The sequence below is a fragment of the Lacrimispora sp. YZC11 genome, assembly GCF_057543815.1.
In genome coordinates this window covers 138,224-157,798 of sequence record NZ_BAAJYQ010000003.1, presented here as the reverse complement: position 1 = coordinate 157,798, position 19,575 = coordinate 138,224, and the positions used below count along the sequence as shown (strand labels likewise).

General features: G+C 46.4%; 19 protein-coding genes. 17 read left to right on the top strand and 2 right to left on the bottom strand.

The annotated features are described in order from the left end of the window. Positions 1 to 306 precede the first annotated feature (306 nt). Together AC27IJ_RS02610 and AC27IJ_RS02605 are read right to left on the bottom strand one after the other, a co-directional pair. Complete coding sequence (locus AC27IJ_RS02610) at positions 307 to 660, bottom strand: hypothetical protein (protein ID WP_312503258.1); 354 nt, start codon at positions 658 to 660, stop codon at positions 307 to 309. Between the two features lie 837 nt (positions 661 to 1,497). Then, positions 1,498 to 2,379 (bottom strand): aldose 1-epimerase family protein, encoded by an 882-nt coding sequence (locus tag AC27IJ_RS02605; RefSeq protein ID WP_487147336.1) that lies wholly within the window; start codon positions 2,377 to 2,379, stop codon positions 1,498 to 1,500. A 248-nt stretch (positions 2,380 to 2,627) separates the two neighbouring features. On the opposite strand from AC27IJ_RS02605, the gene AC27IJ_RS02600 reads away from it, so the two are divergent. The 17 genes from AC27IJ_RS02600 (at position 2,628) to larE (ending at position 19,170) form a co-directional block, all read left to right on the top strand. Further along, a complete protein-coding gene (locus tag AC27IJ_RS02600) occupies positions 2,628 to 3,668 on the top strand; it encodes a LacI family DNA-binding transcriptional regulator (protein ID WP_312446347.1) in 1,041 nt (346 codons plus the stop codon). Between the two features lie 648 nt (positions 3,669 to 4,316). Continuing rightward, positions 4,317 to 5,687 (top strand): ABC transporter substrate-binding protein, encoded by a 1,371-nt coding sequence (locus AC27IJ_RS02595; RefSeq protein WP_312446349.1) that lies wholly within the window; start codon positions 4,317 to 4,319, stop codon positions 5,685 to 5,687. A 79-nt stretch (positions 5,688 to 5,766) separates the two neighbouring features. Continuing rightward, on the top strand, positions 5,767 to 6,651 hold the full coding sequence (locus AC27IJ_RS02590; RefSeq protein WP_312503253.1) for a carbohydrate ABC transporter permease: 885 nt from the start codon (positions 5,767 to 5,769) through the stop codon (positions 6,649 to 6,651). A 1-nt stretch (position 6,652) separates the two neighbouring features. Continuing rightward, positions 6,653 to 7,513: a carbohydrate ABC transporter permease gene (locus AC27IJ_RS02585; protein ID WP_312446351.1), complete on the top strand. Its 861-nt coding sequence runs from the start codon at positions 6,653 to 6,655 to the stop codon at positions 7,511 to 7,513. A gap of 12 nt (positions 7,514 to 7,525) precedes the next feature. After that, on the top strand, positions 7,526 to 8,494 hold the full coding sequence (locus AC27IJ_RS02580) for a glycoside hydrolase family 43 protein (protein ID WP_487147335.1): 969 nt from the start codon (positions 7,526 to 7,528) through the stop codon (positions 8,492 to 8,494). 221 nt (positions 8,495 to 8,715) lie between these two features. Further along, complete coding sequence (locus AC27IJ_RS02575; RefSeq protein ID WP_313257509.1) at positions 8,716 to 9,432, top strand: transglycosylase domain-containing protein; 717 nt, start codon at positions 8,716 to 8,718, stop codon at positions 9,430 to 9,432. A gap of 83 nt (positions 9,433 to 9,515) precedes the next feature. Then, the gene (locus AC27IJ_RS02570; RefSeq protein WP_487147334.1) at positions 9,516 to 10,181 is read left to right on the top strand and encodes an exonuclease domain-containing protein; all 666 of its coding nucleotides are present in this window, start codon (positions 9,516 to 9,518) and stop codon (positions 10,179 to 10,181) included. 60 nt (positions 10,182 to 10,241) lie between these two features. Further along, a complete protein-coding gene (locus tag AC27IJ_RS02565) occupies positions 10,242 to 10,463 on the top strand; it encodes a hypothetical protein (protein ID WP_487147333.1) in 222 nt (73 codons plus the stop codon). Further along, the gene (locus tag AC27IJ_RS02560) at positions 10,451 to 10,969 is read left to right on the top strand and encodes a GNAT family N-acetyltransferase (RefSeq protein ID WP_312503241.1); all 519 of its coding nucleotides are present in this window, start codon (positions 10,451 to 10,453) and stop codon (positions 10,967 to 10,969) included. The genes AC27IJ_RS02565 and AC27IJ_RS02560 overlap by 13 nt, the downstream gene beginning before the upstream one ends. 238 nt (positions 10,970 to 11,207) lie before the next feature. Further along, positions 11,208 to 12,854: an ABC transporter substrate-binding protein gene (locus AC27IJ_RS02555; protein ID WP_487147332.1), complete on the top strand. Its 1,647-nt coding sequence runs from the start codon at positions 11,208 to 11,210 to the stop codon at positions 12,852 to 12,854. Beyond that, the gene (locus AC27IJ_RS02550; protein ID WP_313154375.1) at positions 12,851 to 13,861 is read left to right on the top strand and encodes an ABC transporter permease; all 1,011 of its coding nucleotides are present in this window, start codon (positions 12,851 to 12,853) and stop codon (positions 13,859 to 13,861) included. Before AC27IJ_RS02555 ends, AC27IJ_RS02550 begins: the two co-directional genes overlap by 4 nt. Continuing rightward, entirely contained in the window at positions 13,858 to 14,682 is an 825-nt protein-coding gene (locus AC27IJ_RS02545) for an ABC transporter permease (protein ID WP_487147331.1), read from the top strand. The genes AC27IJ_RS02550 and AC27IJ_RS02545 overlap by 4 nt, the downstream gene beginning before the upstream one ends. An 11-nt stretch (positions 14,683 to 14,693) precedes the next feature. Further along, on the top strand, positions 14,694 to 15,629 hold the full coding sequence (locus AC27IJ_RS02540; protein WP_312446361.1) for an ABC transporter ATP-binding protein: 936 nt from the start codon (positions 14,694 to 14,696) through the stop codon (positions 15,627 to 15,629). Position 15,630: 1 nt separating this feature from the next. Continuing rightward, on the top strand, positions 15,631 to 16,242 hold the full coding sequence (locus tag AC27IJ_RS02535; RefSeq protein WP_312446362.1) for an ABC transporter ATP-binding protein: 612 nt from the start codon (positions 15,631 to 15,633) through the stop codon (positions 16,240 to 16,242). 18 nt (positions 16,243 to 16,260) lie between these two features. After that, positions 16,261 to 17,004 (top strand): nickel pincer cofactor biosynthesis protein LarB, encoded by a 744-nt coding sequence (gene larB, locus AC27IJ_RS02530; protein WP_312446363.1) that lies wholly within the window; start codon positions 16,261 to 16,263, stop codon positions 17,002 to 17,004. Position 17,005: 1 nt separating this feature from the next. Then, positions 17,006 to 18,340: a nickel pincer cofactor biosynthesis protein LarC gene (larC, locus tag AC27IJ_RS02525; RefSeq protein WP_312503228.1), complete on the top strand. Its 1,335-nt coding sequence runs from the start codon at positions 17,006 to 17,008 to the stop codon at positions 18,338 to 18,340. After that, positions 18,340 to 19,170 (top strand): ATP-dependent sacrificial sulfur transferase LarE, encoded by an 831-nt coding sequence (larE, locus tag AC27IJ_RS02520; RefSeq protein ID WP_312446365.1) that lies wholly within the window; start codon positions 18,340 to 18,342, stop codon positions 19,168 to 19,170. The genes larC and larE overlap by 1 nt, the downstream gene beginning before the upstream one ends. Positions 19,171 to 19,575 lie beyond the last annotated feature (405 nt).

Below are 19,575 nucleotides of genomic sequence, written 5' to 3'. Positions count from 1 at the left end.
ATAATTCCATTAAAAAGCGCAAAGCGGCTTGCGTTGGGTAAAAGACCGTGATATCGTTATCCCTATCCAAAGAGATAAGGATTTTGTTTCAAAATTCGGCAGATCACATCTAAATCCATTCTATATATTCTGTAAAATCAGGACAGGCAGCGAAAATCGGCCGAATTCGCTGCTGAAGATTTAACACCGTTTATTCGAAAATTGGAAGCCACTCAACTTTTTTTCCATAAAACGTAAAGAGGTTCCCCCCTCTAACAGCAAATCAACCGGGGAAACCTCAAACACCATCAAAAGACGGTAAGATCATCAATCTTTAAATACAATTGTATAATAAAGAATTATTTGTTTATTGCCACAAGGGCATGTACAGCCTAAAAAAACTGTACTCTCTTGGTTGAAACAAAAACCAAAAAGGTGTCCGAAAAGGTTGATTAAGAACAAGAAAAAATTTAATTCTCTCTCTAACTCGTTTGTGCTGCAATAAGTGAAAACTTGAGCGTACCATATTTTACATGGTCTATGATCACCGCATCTAGGAATGTCCCAATCAATTTTAAATCTATTTCTTAATATTTCCCTTTTCTCGTCATCTGTTTTTCCTTCTATAGATTTTAATACTTCTTCTTTCAATTCTTCTAATGCTTTTTCCTGTATTTTCATAGCAATATTGCGCCCCTTTTATATTTACTTATAATATAATAATATTCAATATTTTATTTTTTGACACAAGCCCTACGGTGGCCGTAAGGGAACATGAGAAATCCTCATAAATGCTGCAGATTGGACTGGCATTGTCTTTAATATGCTGGATCTTGAACGATCCCCATACCCGGCAGACAGTTACATTTCATCGTCTGTCATACACTGCGTCAATGGGCGGGGTGCATAAGGGTGCAACTGCTGTAGCAGAAGCCTTCTGGAAAGGCTTCAAAGAGGGTTGCAGAAAATGCGAACGGCGATAAAATGAATGTGATGAATGTGAAGAATAAGAAGAAATTGAAAATTAGTCAATGATAATTAGCGTAGTGCACATTTCCTACTTTTAGGGGGCTAAAACTATTTAAAGTTTTAGCCCCCTAAGGCGTTAATTGATTCCATGTACAACCCTACCTATTATAATATTTTTCATACCACCGTGGCTGTCTTTTGTATTCCGTTTTTTCTTCTTTCTTTCCTGCTTCCCTGAAAAAGCAGCATACTTTATTATTGATAGCACAACTCACCGTATCTGCCTTATAGTTTGGACATTTATTTATATCTGGCGTAAGGCAGCATGTTCCTTGCATGTCACCACCTCCTGACATGATTATACGAACATATGTTCTTAAAGTCAAAAGGAATAATTTGGGAACTATAATAAAAGGCAGGCCTGGAATACCAGATACCTGCCTTTTATATAGCGTATTATATCATGTTCTGACCGCATTTTGACTGTATGACACTTGGCTTTGGCTGTCTTTATGAGGCGGTAGTTTTCCGCTTCCTGTTTCCTTTTAATTAAAGAATTCCTATGGATAAACCATAGCTTTTAGCATTACCTGGACTTAAGGTCTGCACATGGTTCTTATGGATGAATTCATCATCTTCCGTAGCATAGATCGCAGAACCATTCCATGGCTCCACACAGATAAAAGGCGCTTTTGCAGGATAAGGGGTCCAGAAGGCTACGGTTTCAAAACCTGGGTAGGAAACTTCCACACCCCGGCCGGTATTTCTGTTTACAATAGAAACTTTTCTGGATTCTAAATCGTCAAAATAAATGGCATCATCTTTAAATAATTCACGGTTCAGGGAAAGGGTATTGCTTTCCTTCAGCTGAACGATCCGGTTTTGCGGGTTAAATTCCAGATGTTTGGAATCATATACCATGCTGGATATGGTTTCCTCTTTTTCAAACACCAGATCATAATCTTCAAAAACAGCGTTATCCTCCAAGGGGCAGTTAAAGCCAGGATGAGCACCCAGACAGTAGTGCATGGTCCGGTCATCAGTGTTTGCGACCTGGTATTCCATAAATAGGGTTCCGTCTGTGAGAGTATAGGCGAGACTTAAACGAAAGGAATAGGGATAAATCTTTTTAGTTTCTTCCGAATCCCGGATTTCAAATGTCACGGTTGTGTTTGTCTGCTCGGTGGCGGTAAAATCCATTTCCCGGCAAAAGCCATGCTTGGGGATGTCCCATGTCTGGCCTTCCAGGCGGGTCTGGCCGTTCCGGCAGTTTCCCACAATGGGGAAAAGAAGAGGAGAGCATTTGCTCCAGAACTGGGGATCTCTCTGCCATATGTATTCTGTGCCGGCAGAATCTTTGAAGGAGATGAGCTGGGCACCGATGGAATCGATGACAGCTGTTGCTTTGGAATCATGGAGTGTAACCAGCATTTTAATATACCTCGTTTCTTTGTTCAGTTGTTTTTATTCCTTGAATAGCCATTCCAGGCGGTTCATTGTAGTGGTCAGGCTTGCTTTATGATAAGTATACTAAATAAAAAAGGAAAATTCCATGGGTTTGTGAAAATACCCAAAGAAAAAAGGAAGCGCCAACTGAAACGTTTAATATTTTCTCCTGTCCTATTGACAATTACATAAAAATCTGAGTTAATTAAACCAAAAGGTTCTGGAGGCAGGCGATGGCAACCATAAAGGAATTGGCAAAATGCTGCGGTGTATCAGTGGCCACAGTATCAAATATATTAAACAACAAACCTGGCGCAAGTGAAAAAACAAGAAAACTGGTTTTAGAAATGGCTGAAAAGCTGGATTATACCCCTAACGTTGTTGCAAAGAACTTAAAGCTGCAAAAGACGAGAAGCATTGGGGTCATTGCGGAGGATATGACCATATTCAGCATCCCCGACGTCATAGACGGCATTACGGACTATTGTCAGGAGCTGGATTACCAGATACTTTTGACAAATCTAAGGCTGTTTAAAAAATACGATGATACTTATTATAACCGGGATGATTATTATGGGCAGGTGGGGCTTGAGATAAAAAAGCTGATGGAAAAACAGGTGGAAGGGATTATATATGTGGCTGCTCATGAGCGCATCATCCGTTGTATCCCTGATACACTGCCGATACCTGCCGTAATGGCTTACGGATATTCCAAAAGTATGAAGGTACCTTCTGTTGTGGTGGATGATGTCCATGGCGCTGCTGAAATCATGCAGTATCTGCTGGAGCACGGCCATAAGAGAGTCGGGGTAATTACAGGAAAGCCGGACAGCCTTCATGCACAGGCCAGGCTGGTGGGGTATCAGCAGGCTCTGTTTCAAAACAGGATTTTATACGATCCAAGCCTTGTGATAGAAGGGGACTGGACCAGAGAATCGGGGTACCGGTGTGCCTGCCTGCTCCTTGAAAAGGGAGTGACTGCCATCTTCTGCATGAATGACTTAATGGCCGGAGGGGTGTATGACCGCCTGGAGGAGCTGGGCATGAACGTGGGCGCTGACCTATCGGTGGCAGGATACGATGACCGGGAATTATCAGGGTATTACCGGCCCCCTCTTACCACCATAAGGCTTCCACTTCATGATATCGGACACAAAGCCAGTGAACTGGTCATCGGCCTTATCAACGGGCAGGAGCTGGAGACTGACGCTGAAAATGTCTGCTCCGTGGGGTGCAAGCTTCTGATCCGTAAATCGATAAAGAGTATTGAATAGAACCAGTTCATTGGTCAAATTACAAAAAGGGACGTTTTACATGGGATCGGCTGTGTAAACGTTTCTTTTTTTGCAGAGAAACAATGGAGAATGAGATGACTGAAAGAGGCTGCTTTTCGGATGATTGCAAGTGAAAACCAGGTTAAATGATGTTGTTCTACATTTTATAACAAAAAAGTAAGTAAAAGTTACATAGTTAAACGATTTAAAAAAATAAAAAATTGTGCAAAAGTACTTTACAGATCAAAACTCATGTGCTAGTATGAAATTGCATGAATTGGTGGTGATTATTTCCAGATAAAATCACCTTTAATATTATTTTTTTGATTAAACGTTTAATATAAAATGCAGAAATCGAAATAACCATAATGGATAAAAAGGTTGAGGAATATTCCGGTGTAGATGTTTCAAATCAAAGATAAAACATGAAATAGAAATATAGTTTCCTGTGAGGGAAGTGATGATAACTGATCAATGGAATATATTAAACGATTTATAAGCAGATGGAGAAAGCAGTTCCATAAAGCAAATGGGGGAACCGGAAAACAGGAGTGATGACGGTATGGATAAAAGAGCTCATCCGGTGGGAGTCATACAGATGGTATCATCTGATTTGATAAAGCAGGATAATAAAAAGGAGGATTTATCATGAAAAAGCGGATATTAGCTGGGCTGCTTTGTGCAGCAATGGCAGCATCCATGATCACTGGATGCAACAGCGCCAAGGGAGTTTCCGGGGAAACCACCAAAGGTGTATCTTCGGCAGGAAAAAAGGAGATGGAGGTAGGCGGAAATGATGTGACCACATTGAACGTGTGGACCTTTATTGAACTGCATCAGAACTTTTACGTGGCAATGGCGGAGAAATGGAACGAAGCCCATCCGGATAAAAAGGTGAAGCTGGTGCTAAGCAATATGCCCTATGATGACATGCACAATAAACTGTCCCTTGCGCTGGAATCTGGGGAAGGGGCCCCGGATATTGTGGATATCGAGCTTGGTAAGTTTCCTGCATTTATGACAGGAAAGATCGGCCTCATGGAGCTAAATGATGCGATTGAACCTTACAGGAAGAACATTGTAAAATCCAGGCTGGATATTTACACGAAAGACGGGAAGGAATACGGATTTCCGACCCATGTAGGGACAACGGTGGCATTTTACAATGAAAAGCTGTTAAGTGACGCTGGAATAAAATATGAAGATATTAAGACCTGGGATCAGTTTAAGGAAGCGGGTGTAAAGTATCATGAGACCACCGGGAAATATTTCGCCTGTGTGGAAACCTCTGCCCAGTGGATGGTCAACCTGATGCTGGCTCAGAAGGGCGGGGACTATGTTGATGAAAACGGGAAACTCAACCTGGCGAGCAAGGAAATGGTGGAAGTGCTGGAATACATAAAGGGAATGCAGGAAACCGGCGCATTTGCAACGGTTCCAGGCGGGCAGCCGGACAATGAGGAAGCGTACCCATTCTACAACTCAGGAGATTATGCCGTTCAGATCATGCCGTTCTGGCAGACCTCAAGATACGTAAATTATATGAAGGATTTAAAGAAGCAGGTAGCCATCGCCACAGTACCGGTATGGAATGAAAACGACAAAGAAGCAGCCACCATCGGCGGAGGCGGTACGGGTACTGCCATTGTGAAATCCGGAGAACATGCACAGCTTGCGGCGGAAGTAATGGCTTACATCAAGCTTTCCGAGGATGCCAACAAGGAAGTATGGAATGTATTAGGCTTTGACCCGGTCAATACTGCGGTATGGACGGATACTTCCCTGACACAGAACCCGGATAACCAGTTTGTCCAGTATTTTACCAATTACCCCTTTGATACCCTGCTTAAAACAAAGGACAGCATTGGATCCTTACGGGCTTATACGGATGAAAAATATCCCTCCATCAACAATGAATTCTGCAATGTGACTCTAAACAGTATTTTTGAAGACGGGGTGGAGGTGACAGAGGCCCTTCAATCCTCCCAGGAAACCCTGAATAATGAATTTAAAGAATAGGAAAGGCTGCGGGCTGCAGGAGTATGGCATATCTCCTGCAGCCGATGAATGATTTCCTATCAGAAAAGGGGTATGCGAAATGAAGAAGTTCTTTTACTCGAAAAAGATAGCTCCTTATGTATTTATCTGCCCGTTTGTGATCACGGTATTGTTGTTCTGGCTTGTGCCCATCTGCAATGGGGTCCTTTTAAGCTTTCAGGATGTATTAAAAGAGCAATGGGTTGGATTTGACAATTATACGAGGCTGCTGTCTGATAAAATATTTATGAAAGCATTGTGGAACAGCTTTAAATATATGGCAGGAACGCTGATCCTTCTGATTCCTTTTCCAATGCTGTTTGCGACTCTGTTAAACAGCAGGTTAATGAAAAAGGCGGACTTTTTTAAATCCGTCTATTTCATACCGGCGCTGACTTCTGTTGTGGTGGCAGGTACTATTTTCCGTCTTATGTTCGGGGAGTCCTCCACCTCTCTTTTTAACCAGGTGCTGGGATTTTTTGGAGCAGCCCCAATAAAATGGCTGAAGGGGGCAGGGACCAGTTATTTTGCTCTTCTGCTTTTGGCCTGCTGGAGATGGACCGGAGTGAATATCCTTTACTTCCTTTCAGGTCTTCAGAGCATTTCTTCTGATCTTTATGAGGCGGCTGCCATTGACGGAGCCTCCAAATGGCAGCAGTTTTCTAAAATATCCGTGCCACTGGTCAAGCCTACTACGGTTTATGTCCTTACGATCAGTATCTATGCGGGCTTGTCCATGTTTCTTGAAAGCAATATGCTGTTTAAAGGAAATAACTCCCCCAATAACATCGGTCTTACCATTGTTGGGTACCTTTACAGGCAGGGGGTTGAAAAAAGGGCTCTGGGCTATGCCTGTGCGGTAGGCCTTATTCTTTTGCTGGTTGTTATGCTGGTAAACATCATTCAGCTGAAGATCACAGGTACATTTGAAGAAGGGAGGGAATGAAATGAACGAAAGAAACACAGCAAACATGCAGGGCAGAAGAAAGGCGGCCGCCGCCGCACTGGTCCTTTTGTTTGCCAGCCTTGCCGTATTGATCATTCTCCCCATCTGGGTGCTGTTTGTAGCCAGCTTTAAACCGGGAAGTGATCTGCTGCAATACGGTCTTAACCTGGATATCCGCTTTTCAAGAATGAGTCTTGATAACTATGTCCTTCTGTTTGCGGGGCAGCATGAATACTGGAAATGGTTCTTTAACAGCATCTGCCTTACCGTTGTCACGGTGGTGAGCACTCTGCTTGTAAGCTCCTTTGTGGGATATGGATTCGCAGTTTATGAATTCAAAGGAAAGAAGGTTCTGTTTGTCATCGTTCTTCTGATCCTCTCCATTCCTTTGGAGGTAGTCATGCTTCCCTTGTATAAACAGATGTCCGGCTGGAAGATGATGGACAGCTATGCCGCCGTCATTCTTCCCTTTGTTGCCCACGCCTCTACGATCTTCTTCTTCCGGCAGTATCTGGTGAGTATTCCGGGGTCCCTTTTAGAGGCTGGAAGGATCGACGGCGCCACCGAGTACGGGATTTTTTACAGGCTGATCGTTCCTCTGATGAAGCCTGCATTTTCCGCCATGGCCATTCTCAATGGGATGAATGCATGGAACAATTATCTGTGGCCTCTTCTGGTGATCCGGTCTTCTGAAAAGTATCCCCTGACCCTGGGCTTAAATACGCTCATCAATCCTTATGGAGATAATTACAGCCTTTTGATCGTGGGTTCTGTTTTCTCTGTAATCCCCATATTCCTCCTGTTTGTGGCATTCCAGAAATACTTTATTGAAGGTATGATGGCAGGGGCTGTGAAAGGGTAGAGGTGGCAGGAGATGGACAGCCGTAATTATGATATGACCCCTTATAATGAACCTTTTATCGCCCGGAGAGCAGATCCGTATGTATACCGGCATGGAGACGGAAGCTATTATTTTACCGCATCGGTGCCGGAATACGACCGGATCATCCTTCGCCGCTCGGATACGATCCTTGGATTAAAGGATGAAAAAGAAGTGACCATCTGGGAAAAGCATCAGAAAGGGATCATGAGCGCCCATATCTGGGCTCCGGAGCTTCATTATATGAATGGCAGGTGGTACGTTTATTTTGCAGCAGGGGATTCGGAAGACGTTTGGGCGATCCGTCCTTATGTACTGGAATGCAGGGAACAAGACCCAATGACAGGGACCTGGAGAGAGCTGGGCATGATGCAGCCCTTTGATGATTATTCATTTCAGGATTTTTCCCTGGATATGACGGTTTTTGATCATGGCGGGAACTGGTACTGCATCTGGGCGGAAAAAGTCAGCGTGGGAAAGAAGATTTCAAACCTGTACATAGCCAGAATGGAGACGCCGTGGAAGCTTTCATCGGAACAGGTGACTCTTTCCACCCCGGACTATGACTGGGAAAGGGTAGGATTCTGGGTCAATGAAGGACCGTCGGTTTTAAAGCATGGTGACAGGATCTATGTCACTTATTCTGCCAGTTCTACAGGGTCTCGCTACTGCATGGGGCTTTTAAGCATTGCTGCAGGTGAAGATTTGCTGGACCGGAATGCATGGAAAAAGAACCGGGAGCCTGTATTTAAGACGGTGCGGGAAGCGGGAATTTTTGGACCGGGGCATAATTGTTTTGTGAAAGATGAAGACGGGATTCAGGATATCATGGTATATCATGCAAGGCAATACGATGAAATCACCGGGGACCCCCTCTATGATCCCAACCGGCATACCTATATGATGAAGGTTGGCCGGGGAGATCATGGTCCGGTATTTGACTGGAAGAACTATATGAGATGATAAATAGGAAAAATCAGCATTTTACAGGCGTTTTGTCAGCCTGGGAGTGCTGGTTTTTTCCATCCTTTCATTAATTTGTAAGAACTGGTAAGGGTTTTGTCAGAACATGTCCGAAAACTTTAGGGAAATATAAGGAATTATTCCTACTTTTAGTGGAACTCTATGATACAATTTATTCAGAATCATGACATATTATATAACAAAAAGGAGGCAGTGAATCTATGAAAATCGGAACATTTATAAGAAGAACCATGTTTTTACTGATGACAGTATGTCTTTTGGCCGGATTCACTGTGGCATATAAGGGGTATGAGATGTACCGGGAAGCCCTTTTAGAAACCGGTCTGCAGGACCGGGTGGAGGCGATCCGGGATAAGGAAGGATATACGGAATACGAAAACCTGCCCCAGATTTATGTGAATGCAGTCATATCTGTTGAGGATCATCGGTTTTACCACCATAACGGGATCGACCCGATCGCCATTGCCCGGGCGGCTGCAAACGATATCAGAGCCGGTCGGTTTGTGGAAGGCGGAAGCACCATAACCCAGCAGCTTGCTAAGAACTTATATTTTGACCAGGACAAAGAGATTGCCAGAAAAGCGGCTGAGGTGTTCATGGCCTATGACATAGAGAGAAATTATACCAAGGATGAAATTTTTGAACTGTATGTAAATTGCATTTATTTTGGAGACGGATATTACAGCGTGGGCGATGCCAGCGAGGGCTACTTTAAAAAAGAACCTGAGGAAATGACAGAGTATGAGAGCACTCTCTTAGCCGGTGTTCCTAACGCTCCTTCCAAATACGCCCCGTCGAAGAATCCTGTTCTGGCGGAGAGAAGGCAGATGAAGGTCCTTCAAAGAATGGAGAAGTGCGGATATTTTTCAGCAGAAGAGGCGGAGACAGTGGCGGAGCAGATGGTGGCCATCCGTTGATTTTTGCTTGATGAATGAAGGGATAGAGGGTATAATGGAGGTGTTACATATATTCTTTAACGTACAAAAGAATGGAGGAATCTATGGCCATCAGACAATTCACAGGCAGACGTTTAAACCAATATGCAGAGAATTATGTGGTATTTGATTTGGAAACTACAGGCATCAGTGCCGAAGAAGATTCCATTATTGAGATTTCCGCAATCAAGGTGAAGGGACATGAGCCTGTCGCCGAGTTTAATACACTGGTTAATCCTGGGACCCACATTCCGGCCGGTGCTACCAATGTAAATGGAATTACAGATGATATGGTAAGGGAAGCGCCTGGACTAAAGGAGGTTTTCCCGGATTTTCTTTCCTTTATAGAAGGGGAAATTCTGGTAGGGCATAATATTCAGTCCTTTGACCTGCTTTTCCTTTGCAAGGCAGCAGAGGAGCTGGGAAAAGAGGTGGCAAATGATTACGTTGACACCCTTTATATGGCAAAAGCCTGCTTACCACAGCTAAACCGCTACCGTCTGACGGATATTTCGGCATATTTCCATATTGATACGGAGGGAGCCCACCGGGCGCTTGCTGATTGTGTCATGAACCAGAGGTGCTACGAGCACATGGGAAAGCTGCATCATATAGAGGAGGCTGAGATCTGCCCCCAATGCGGCGGAGTACTTAGGCGCCGCAGCGGAAAATTCGGGGATTTTTATGGCTGCACCAATTTTCCCCAGTGCCGTTTTACAAGGAATGTTTAAGAATGCAGGCATTTGCCGGAAGCATAGACTGGTTACATAATGGAAGAAAGGGGAAACGGTGTGGAGGATAAAAATTTATATAATAAGATCATGCTGATTGCGTTTTGCCTGATCATGATTTTGCTTTGTGCCGGTATGTACAGCTGGTTCCATGGCGGGAGCGCCGCGCCGGAAATGGAACTACCCCGGGAAACGGTCAAAGTCCTTCAAGGGGAAGTCCGGGAGCATGAAGGGTTTTTAAATTCTGTCGTTTTGAAGGAAGACGGGATATGGAATTTCTGATTGAAAGGGCAGTCCTAGAGGATTATCAGATCGTGGCTGACATGATCCAATCGGTGTGGCAGCAAATCCAGCAGAAGGACTGGTTTGTTGCCGATGATTCGGAATACACCTGCCATACGCTAAAAGAGGGAAACGGAATCGGTTATAAGGCTTTTGAAGCGGATTCCGGGGCCCTGGCAGGTGTTTTTATTGCTGCATTGCCGGGAAGCGGGGTAGAAAACCTTGGCCGTGACATCGGTCTATCCGAAGAGGAGCTTGGAAAAGTCGCCCATATGGAGTCGGTTGCCATTCTTCCCGGATACCGGGGAAATGGCCTTCAGTATTCCCTGATGAAGACCGCAGAGGAGGAACTTTTAAAACAGGGATATCGGTATCTGATGTGTACGGTTCATCCGGAGAACAGGTACAGCAAAAACAATATGATAAAACAAGGTTATGAGGTCGTCTTAACCAAAGAAAAGTACGGTGGATATTTACGTGACATCTTATTAAAGAAGCTTTCTTAAAATACCGGAGTTTTGCAAACGTTTGTTTAAAAAGCCGTTGACGTATGGGTGATTTTTACGTATACTTTTTCTTAAGGGCTGACAGAAGTCACCACTGAGGTCAAAATATAATCATAAAGAAAACAGATACCAGGAAGGTATGGGTATTCCCAAGGAATACGTATGACTGTTTCTGGTATCTGTTTTTCTTGCGGGAAATACCGGACACGGAGAAGATTGCTTATGGAGGAGGAGAACAATGATAAAGCATAGTTGGAGGATCGCTGCAGCTTTGGTGCTGTCTGCCATGGTTATGAATGGTTGTGGAAATGCCGGCGGGACACAGGACGGGGGACAGACGCAGGCGGTTACGGAATCGACGGAAGCAGACAATGCCGGGAATAAGGACAGGGTCGTAGTGGTGATGGGTGTCAGTTCAGAGCCTGAGGCAGGATTTGATCCGGCTTATGGCTGGGGAGCCGGGGAACACGTCCATGAGCCTTTGATTCAAAGCACGCTTACGGTCACTGATAAGGATTTGAACATTGGCTATGATCTGGCAACGGATTTAACGGTCAGCAGCGACAGCCTGACCTGGACCGTAAAGATCCGGGATGACGTTTCCTTTACAGATGGGGAGAAACTGACCGGACAGGATGTGGCATTTACTTATAATACTTTAAGGGATACCAGTTCTGTGAATGATTTCACCATGCTGGACAGGGCAGAGGCAGTGGATGACACGACCGTGGTGTTCCATATGAAGCATCCCTATTCCATCTGGCCTTACACCATGGCTGTGACAGGAATCGTGCCGGAACATGCATATGGACCGGATTATGGGGAACACCCCATCGGATCCGGCAGGTACATATTAAAGCAATGGGACAGAGGGCAGCAGGTGATCCTGGAAGCTAATCCGGACTATTATGGAGAAGCGCCAAAGATGAAAAGGGTCACGGTCCTCTTCATGGAAGAAGATGGGGCTTTGGCGGCAGTCCAGTCCGGGCAGGCGGATATTGCATATACGGCTGCTTCCTATTCGGATTTAACGGTGCCAGGATACGGACTTTTGGACTGCAAAACCGTGGATAACCGTGGATTTAACCTTCCGGCCGTTCCTTCCGGAAGCGTATCGGAAAAGGGAGTTCCTATGGGAAATGATTTTACCAGTGACGTAAGGGTCAGAAGGGCGATCAACATCGGAATTGACCGTGAGGAAATGATAAATAACGTACTGAACGGATACGGCAGCCCCGCTTACAGCGTCTGTGACAAAATGCCATGGTATGAGCCTTCTGCAAAGACGGAGTATGACCCGGAAGGGGCCGGGGCATTGCTTGATGAGGCAGGCTGGAAAATAGGCAGCGATGGAATCCGGGTGAAAGATGGGAAACGGGCGGAACTCCATTTCCTCTATACGGCAGGAGATTCCGTAAGGCAGGCCCTTGCGGCGGACACCATCAATCAACTGAAAAAGCTTGGAATTGACGGGCAGATGGAAGGAGTAGGCTGGGACACCGCCTATGACAAAGCTCAGACACAGCCGTTGATCTGGGGGTGGGGCGCCCATACACCCATGGAGCTTTATAACATTTACCATACCATGGAGGAAACCGGGCTTGCCTCTTATTCTCCTTATGCCAATCAAAAGGTGGATCAGTACATGGATGAAGCTCTGGCGGAAAGTGATCTGGATAAATCCTATGAGCTGTGGAAAAAGGCTCAGTGGGATGGGGAAACAGGCATTACCCAAAGCGGAGATATTCCCTGGATCTGGCTTGTGAATATTGATCATTTATATTGGGTAAAGGATGGATTAAAGGTCGCAGACCAGAAGCTTCATCCTCATGGGCACGGCTGGTCCATTGTAAATAACGTGGACCAGTGGAGCTGGGAACCATGAAAAGCAGCCGGTTTGGAAGGAAAATCCTTTATTTTTCTCTTAAACAGCTTGGGCGGATGGTAATTCTCCTTTTTCTGGTAAGCGCGGCGGCCTTTTTTCTGGTATCGGTTTCTCCCATTGATCCTTTAAAGGTCAATGTGGGCCAGGTAGCCCTTGGCTCCATGAGTCAGGAGCAGATCGCAAAGCTTTCGGAATACTGGGGAACCGACTTGCCGCCGGCAGAACGCTTCCTTTCCTGGGCCGGCGATTTTATAAAAGGGGATATGGGTACCTCTCTTTTATACCGCCAGCCGGTATCCCATGTGATTGGAGTGAAGCTGTCAAACTCCCTTTGGCTGATGGCGGTTGCCTGGCTGGTTTCCGGGGCGGCTGGTTTTGCCCTGGGAACCCTGGCAGGTGCGAACAGGGGAAAAACAGTGGATAAGGTGATCTCCGCTTATGCCCTCATGACTGCAAGCACTCCAGCTTTTTGGCTGGCGCTTGTGCTCTTGATGGTGTTTGCCGTATGGCTTAAGATGCTTCCCATCGGGTTAAGCGTTCCCATAGGCATGGAAGCGGCAGAGGTTACCTTAAAGGACCGGGTGGTGCATGGGATTTTGCCCTGCCTGACCCTTTCCATTTCCGGAATGTCCAGCATCCTTCTTCATACAAGGGGGAAAATGATTCAGGTTATGGAGAGTGATTATGTCCTTTTTGCAAAGGCAAGAGGAGAGTCCAAAAGCCAGATTGTTTTCCGGCACGGAATCCGGAACATTCTTCTGCCTGCCCTGACCCTTCAGCTTGCTTCGGTCAGCGAAATCTTTGGAGGCTCGGTTCTGGTGGAACAGGTATTTTCCTATCCGGGACTGGGACAGGCGGCCGTGACAGCCGGACTTGGCGGTGATGTCCCCCTGCTTCTGGGTATCACGGTCATCAGTGCGGCCATTGTATTTACAGGGAATTTTACGGCAAATGTGCTTTATGGCGCGGTGGACCCAAGAATGAGGAAAGGGAGGGAAGGCGCATGAAACAATGGAATGGCCGGAAGTCCATGATCTGCCTCCTGGTGCTTTTTACCGCTCTTTTGGCGGCTGTGACCATTGCCGGACAGCTTTACAGGACAGAGGCCATGGTCACTGATTTTTCCAGAAAAAATATGCCGCCCTGCTTTTCCCACCCCTTTGGCACGGACTGGATGGGCCGGGATATGTTTGCGCGGACCATGACCGGCCTTTCCATGAGCATTCGCATCGGCCTTCTCACAGCAGCGGTCAGCACAGTGATTGCCTTTTTTCTGGGACTTCTTGCAGCGTCCATGGGAAAGGCGGCGGATGGACTTGTGAATGGGCTCATTGATCTTGTCATGGGGATTCCCCATATCCTTTTGCTGGTTTTGATCTCCTTTGCCATAGGTAAAGGCTTTAAGGGCGTTGTGGTGGGAATCTCCTTAACCCACTGGACCTCCCTTGCAAGGCTGATCAGGGGAGAGGTCCTTCAGCTTAAGGAGAGCCAATACATAAAAATTGCCCGTAAGCTTGGTCACGGTGGATTTAAAACAGCCCTTAAGCATATGACGCCTCATTTGATCTCTCAGCTTTTGGTAGGGCTTGTGCTGTTATTTCCCCATGCCATCCTTCATGAGGCCAGTATCACGTTTCTGGGCTTCGGGCTTTCCCCGGAGCAGCCTGCCATCGGCGTGATCCTGTCTGAAAGCATGAAATACCTGGCAATGGGAAAATGGTGGCTGGCCCTGTTTCCGGGAGTATTTCTGGTTGCTGTTGTTTTGCTGTTTCACTTAACAGGAGAAATGGTGAGCAGGCTTATGGACCCGGGTTTCGTGCATCAATAGGAGGGAATGGATTGGAAGAGAAGAAAACGGTTCTGTCGGTAAAAAACCTGTCAGTTTCATTTACCCAATATGAACGGTGGATCCAAAGGACCACTCTTTTGGCTGTCAAGGACGTAAGCCTGACCGTGAGAGAAGGAGAACTGGTGGCTGTGGTGGGTTCCAGCGGCTCGGGAAAGAGCCTGCTGGCTCATGGTGTGCTGGGAATCCTGCCTTACAATGCGTCATGGTCCGGAGAGATATCTTATTATGGGGAAAAGCTTACGGAAAAACGGATGGAGAAGCTTCGGGGAAAGGAGATCGTTCTGGTACCTCAAAGCGTTTCTTATCTGGATCCTTTAATGAAGGCAGGACCTCAGATCAGGAAAGGGAAACGGGATCAGGGGAGCAGGGGTGAAAGCCTTCAAACCCTTAGGCGGTATGGACTTGATGAGACCGTGGAAAAGCTCTATCCCTTTGAACTGTCGGGGGGAATGACCAGAAGAATCCTGATTTCCACTGCGGTCATGGAAAGACCTAAGCTGGTCATAGCAGATGAGCCCACCCCCGGGCTTCATCTGGAGGCGGCAAAACGGGTGCTGTCCCATTTCCGGGAAATGGCTGATGAAGGAGCAGGTGTGCTTCTCATCACTCATGATCTGGAGCTGGCACTTGAGGTTGCGGACCGGATTGTGGTATTCTATGCAGGAACCTGTGTTGAGGAAGCTTCTGCCGCTGATTTCAGAGAGGAACGATTTCTGCGCCATCCATATTCAAAAGCCCTTTACAGGGCTATGCCGGAACATGGATTTTGGGCGGCGCCGGGAGCCCAGCCTTATATGAAGGACCGCCCATCAGGCTGCCCCTATGCCCCCAGGTGTGAGCTTCGGGAGGCAAGATGTTTAAGGGAAGTGGAGTACGTTGGCCTGGATGGTGGAATGGTCCGGTGCGTAAAGGCAGAGGAGGGATAAGGTGAGACTGGAAGCAAAAAACATATCATTCCGGTATGATAATGGGAATAAGCAAATATTAAACAATCTGACCATGTACATGGACAGCGGCGAACGTCTGGGGCTGGTCGCCCCCAGCGGTTTTGGGAAGACTACTTACTGCAAAATTCTTGCCGGATATGAAACGCCTGACAAGGGAGAAGTGCTTTTGGATGGGAGGCCCCTTTCTTCCTACAAGGGTTATTGTCCGGTCCAGATGATCTGGCAGCACCCGGAAAGCTCCGTAAACCCAAGGCTTAAGCTTAAGGAGGTTTTAAAGGAGGGGGACGGGGTGGAAGATCGTGTGATAGAAGGACTCGGCATTGAACCGGAATGGTTCAACCGGTACCCTTCCGAGGTTTCAGGAGGTGAGCTTCAGCGTTTCTGCATAGCCCGTGCATTGGGCGGGGGAACCAGGTTTCTCCTTGCGGATGAGATCAGCACCATGCTGGATTTGATCACCCAGAGCCAGATCTGGAATTTTCTCATATCAGAAGCGGAGAGACGCAAAATCGGACTTTTGGTGGTCAGTCATTCCCAGGGCCTTTTAGATCGCGTATGTACAAGAAGACTTGAGTTAAACGGAACACCGTAAGAGGAGGGATTCGGAATTATGGATATTAGAGATATGCTTAACCTTGTAAAATCAGGTGAAATGGAAATCCTGGAAGCAGAACAGTTGTTAAAGGATCTTCCCTATGAAGACCTGGGCTATGCAAAGCTGGATCACCACAGGGCGCTTCGTTCCGGCTTTGGGGAGACGGTTTTTTGTCAGGGAAAACCGGACCCATACCTGGTGGAGATTTATAAGAAATTCTATGAAAGAGACGGAGAGGTGTTGGGAACCAGGGCCCGGGAAGAGCAATTTGAGCTGGTAAAATCCGCTGTTCCGGAGGTTGTGTATGATCCCATATCCAGGATCTTAAAGGTGGAGCGGCCGGGGAAAGAGAGAAAGGGCTGCGTGGCTGTCTGTACAGGCGGAACGGCGGATATCCCGGTGGCAGAGGAAGCGGCACAGACTGCGGAATATTTCGGCTGTCATGTGGACCGGATATTCGATGTGGGGGTAGCCGGAATCCACCGCCTTCTATCCCAGAGGGACAGGATCAGGAATGCCAACTGTATTGTTGCGGTGGCCGGAATGGAAGGTGCCTTGGGAACGGTCATTGCCGGGCTGGCGGACTGCCCGGTCATTGCGGTTCCTACCTCGGTAGGCTACGGAGCCAGCTTCCATGGGCTGTCCGCTCTTCTCACAATGCTGAATTCCTGCGCAAATGGAATTTCCGTTGTAAATATTGATAATGGTTACGGGGCCGGGTATATTGCAACACAAATCAATCGACTGGCGGTGAAATAAAATGGGAAAAATACTGTACTTGGAATGTAATTCAGGAATCAGCGGCGATATGACGGTAGGCGCTCTTTTAGACCTGGGAGCGGATAGGGAAGCTTTTACAAAGGCCCTGCAAAGCCTGGAGGTAGAAGGCTATCAACTTCATTTTGGCAGGACCAGGAAATGCGGCCTGGATGCCTATGACTTTGACGTTATTCTGGAAAACGAAGGGCATGACCATAAGGGGGATCACGGACATGACAATGATCATGAAGATGACTTCGGTCATAGTCATGATCATGATAAGGAGCATGAGCATAGCCACGAACATGATTGTGGTCATAGTTATGAGCATGATCACGAACATGGACACGGCCATAGTCATGGACAAGACCACCTTCAAGTCCACCGGAATCTTCAGGATATATACGCGATCATCGACAGGCTGGATTCCAGCAGCAGGGTAAAGGCAATGGCAAAGCGTATGTTTGATATCGTGGCGGAGGCAGAGTCAAAGGCACATGGAATCCCTGTGGAAGAGGTCCATTTTCATGAGGTGGGAGCCATTGATTCCATTGTGGACATCATCGGTGTGGCGGTCTGTGTGGACAGCCTGGGAGTGGATGAGATTGTGGTATCTCCTCTGGCAGAAGGATATGGCAGTGTCCGGTGCCAGCATGGTGTTATTCCGGTTCCGGTTCCTGCAACGGCCAACATTGTGTCGTCACATGGTCTGAAGCTTCGTCTTACGGACAATGAAGGAGAGATGGTGACTCCCACCGGAGCAGCCATAGCGGCGGCCCTTGGGACAAGAAAAAATCTTCCATCTTCTTTTCAGATCTTAAAGACAGGGCTTGGCGCAGGGAAAAAGGACTTTAAACAGGCAAACGTTCTGCGGGCCATGCTTCTTATGGAAGAGGAAGGAGCAGGAGAAAATATGTGGGTATTGGAAGCCAATATTGACGACTGCAGCGGGGAAGCCTTTGGCTTTGCCATGGAATGCTTATTGGAAGCCGGAGCGGCGGATGTCTGGTATACCCCTGTTTTTATGAAAAAGAACCGGCCTGCTTATATGCTCAGTCTGATCTGCCGGGAAGAAGAGATAAGTAAAATGGAGGATATCCTGTTCATTCAGACCACCACCATCGGAGTCAGAAGATACCCGGTATCCAGAACCATTTTAGACCGGAAGAAAAGGAAGGTTATGACGGAATTCGGAGAGGCGGAGGTAAAAATCTGCTCCTACAAGGGCAGGACGTTCTGCTACCCGGAATTTGAAAGTGTAAAAAGTATTTGCAGACAAAATGGGCTGGATTACCAGACTGTATACAGTATCATACGCAGGGAGACGGAGAAATAATGGAACAGAACATGATAGAAATAAAAATGAGACTGGAACAGATGATGGCAGATTATGCCAAAGAGGATATTTGCCTGGCTTTTTCCGGGGGAGTGGATTCCAGCTTATTGCTTAAGGTGGCAGCAGAGGCTGCAGGAAAGACGGGAAAAACCGTTTATGCGGTAACCTTTGACAGCCGTCTCCATCCCTCCTGTGATCTGGAGATCGCTGCCAGAGTGGCTAAGGAGCTGGGAGGAGTACATAAGGTGGTTTCCGTCAATGAGCTGGAACAGGAGGAGATACGCTTTAATCCTGTAAACCGGTGCTATCTGTGTAAAAAGAAGCTGTTCCAGTCTTTGAAGGATTATGCGGGGGAAAAGAATATTCCTTATATCATGGATGGGACCAATGAAGATGATCTGCATGTTTACCGTCCGGGAATCAAGGCTTTAAGGGAGCTGGGAATCATAAGCCCCCTGGCAGAGCTTCATATCACCAAGGCCCAGGTCAAGGAGCTGGCCTCATGGTACGGAATCTCCGTGGCGTCCAGGCCGTCCGCTCCATGTATGGCGACCCGTCTTCCGTATAATACAGAAATTGATTATGATATCCTGAACCGCATTGGAAAAGGAGAGGAATTTGTAAGCTCTCTTGTGAAAGGAAATGTGCGGCTGAGGCTTCATAAAGACATTGTCCGCATCGAGGTGGACCGGGACGCGATGGGAGAAGTGATGGAAAAGGGTAAGGAGATCATCTCTTATCTGAAGGAGTTGGGATTTACCTATATCACCATGGATTTGGAAGGCTTCCGGTCTGGAAGCATGGATGTGGGGATCGAACCCATTGGGTGAAACAGATTGTGCTTCTTGTGATGTTACTGATATTACTGTGATAGTTTTTGAATTTATTCTGATACGAAAAAAGTGCGTTTCCATGTCCAGGAAACGCACTTTTTCGAATATTTCGTATTCGCTTATGCAACGATAGAAAGTGTAATAATGTATCGAAAGTTCTTTTGAAACTTATTAAAGTTTCTGCTTGCTCATAAATTGCCGGAAGAGGATTCGAAGGTTTTTTAAATTATAATATAGAATTGTGTATATTATTCAAAATGATTTATAGATCAATGCCGGTTTATATCAAGGGATATATGAAGATTGACAGGATTGGGCGGTGCATTGAATGTATATTTATTAATTATTAACTAAAAATAGGAATAAAGATAAGAAATAATGGAGTTTTTGAACACATATTAA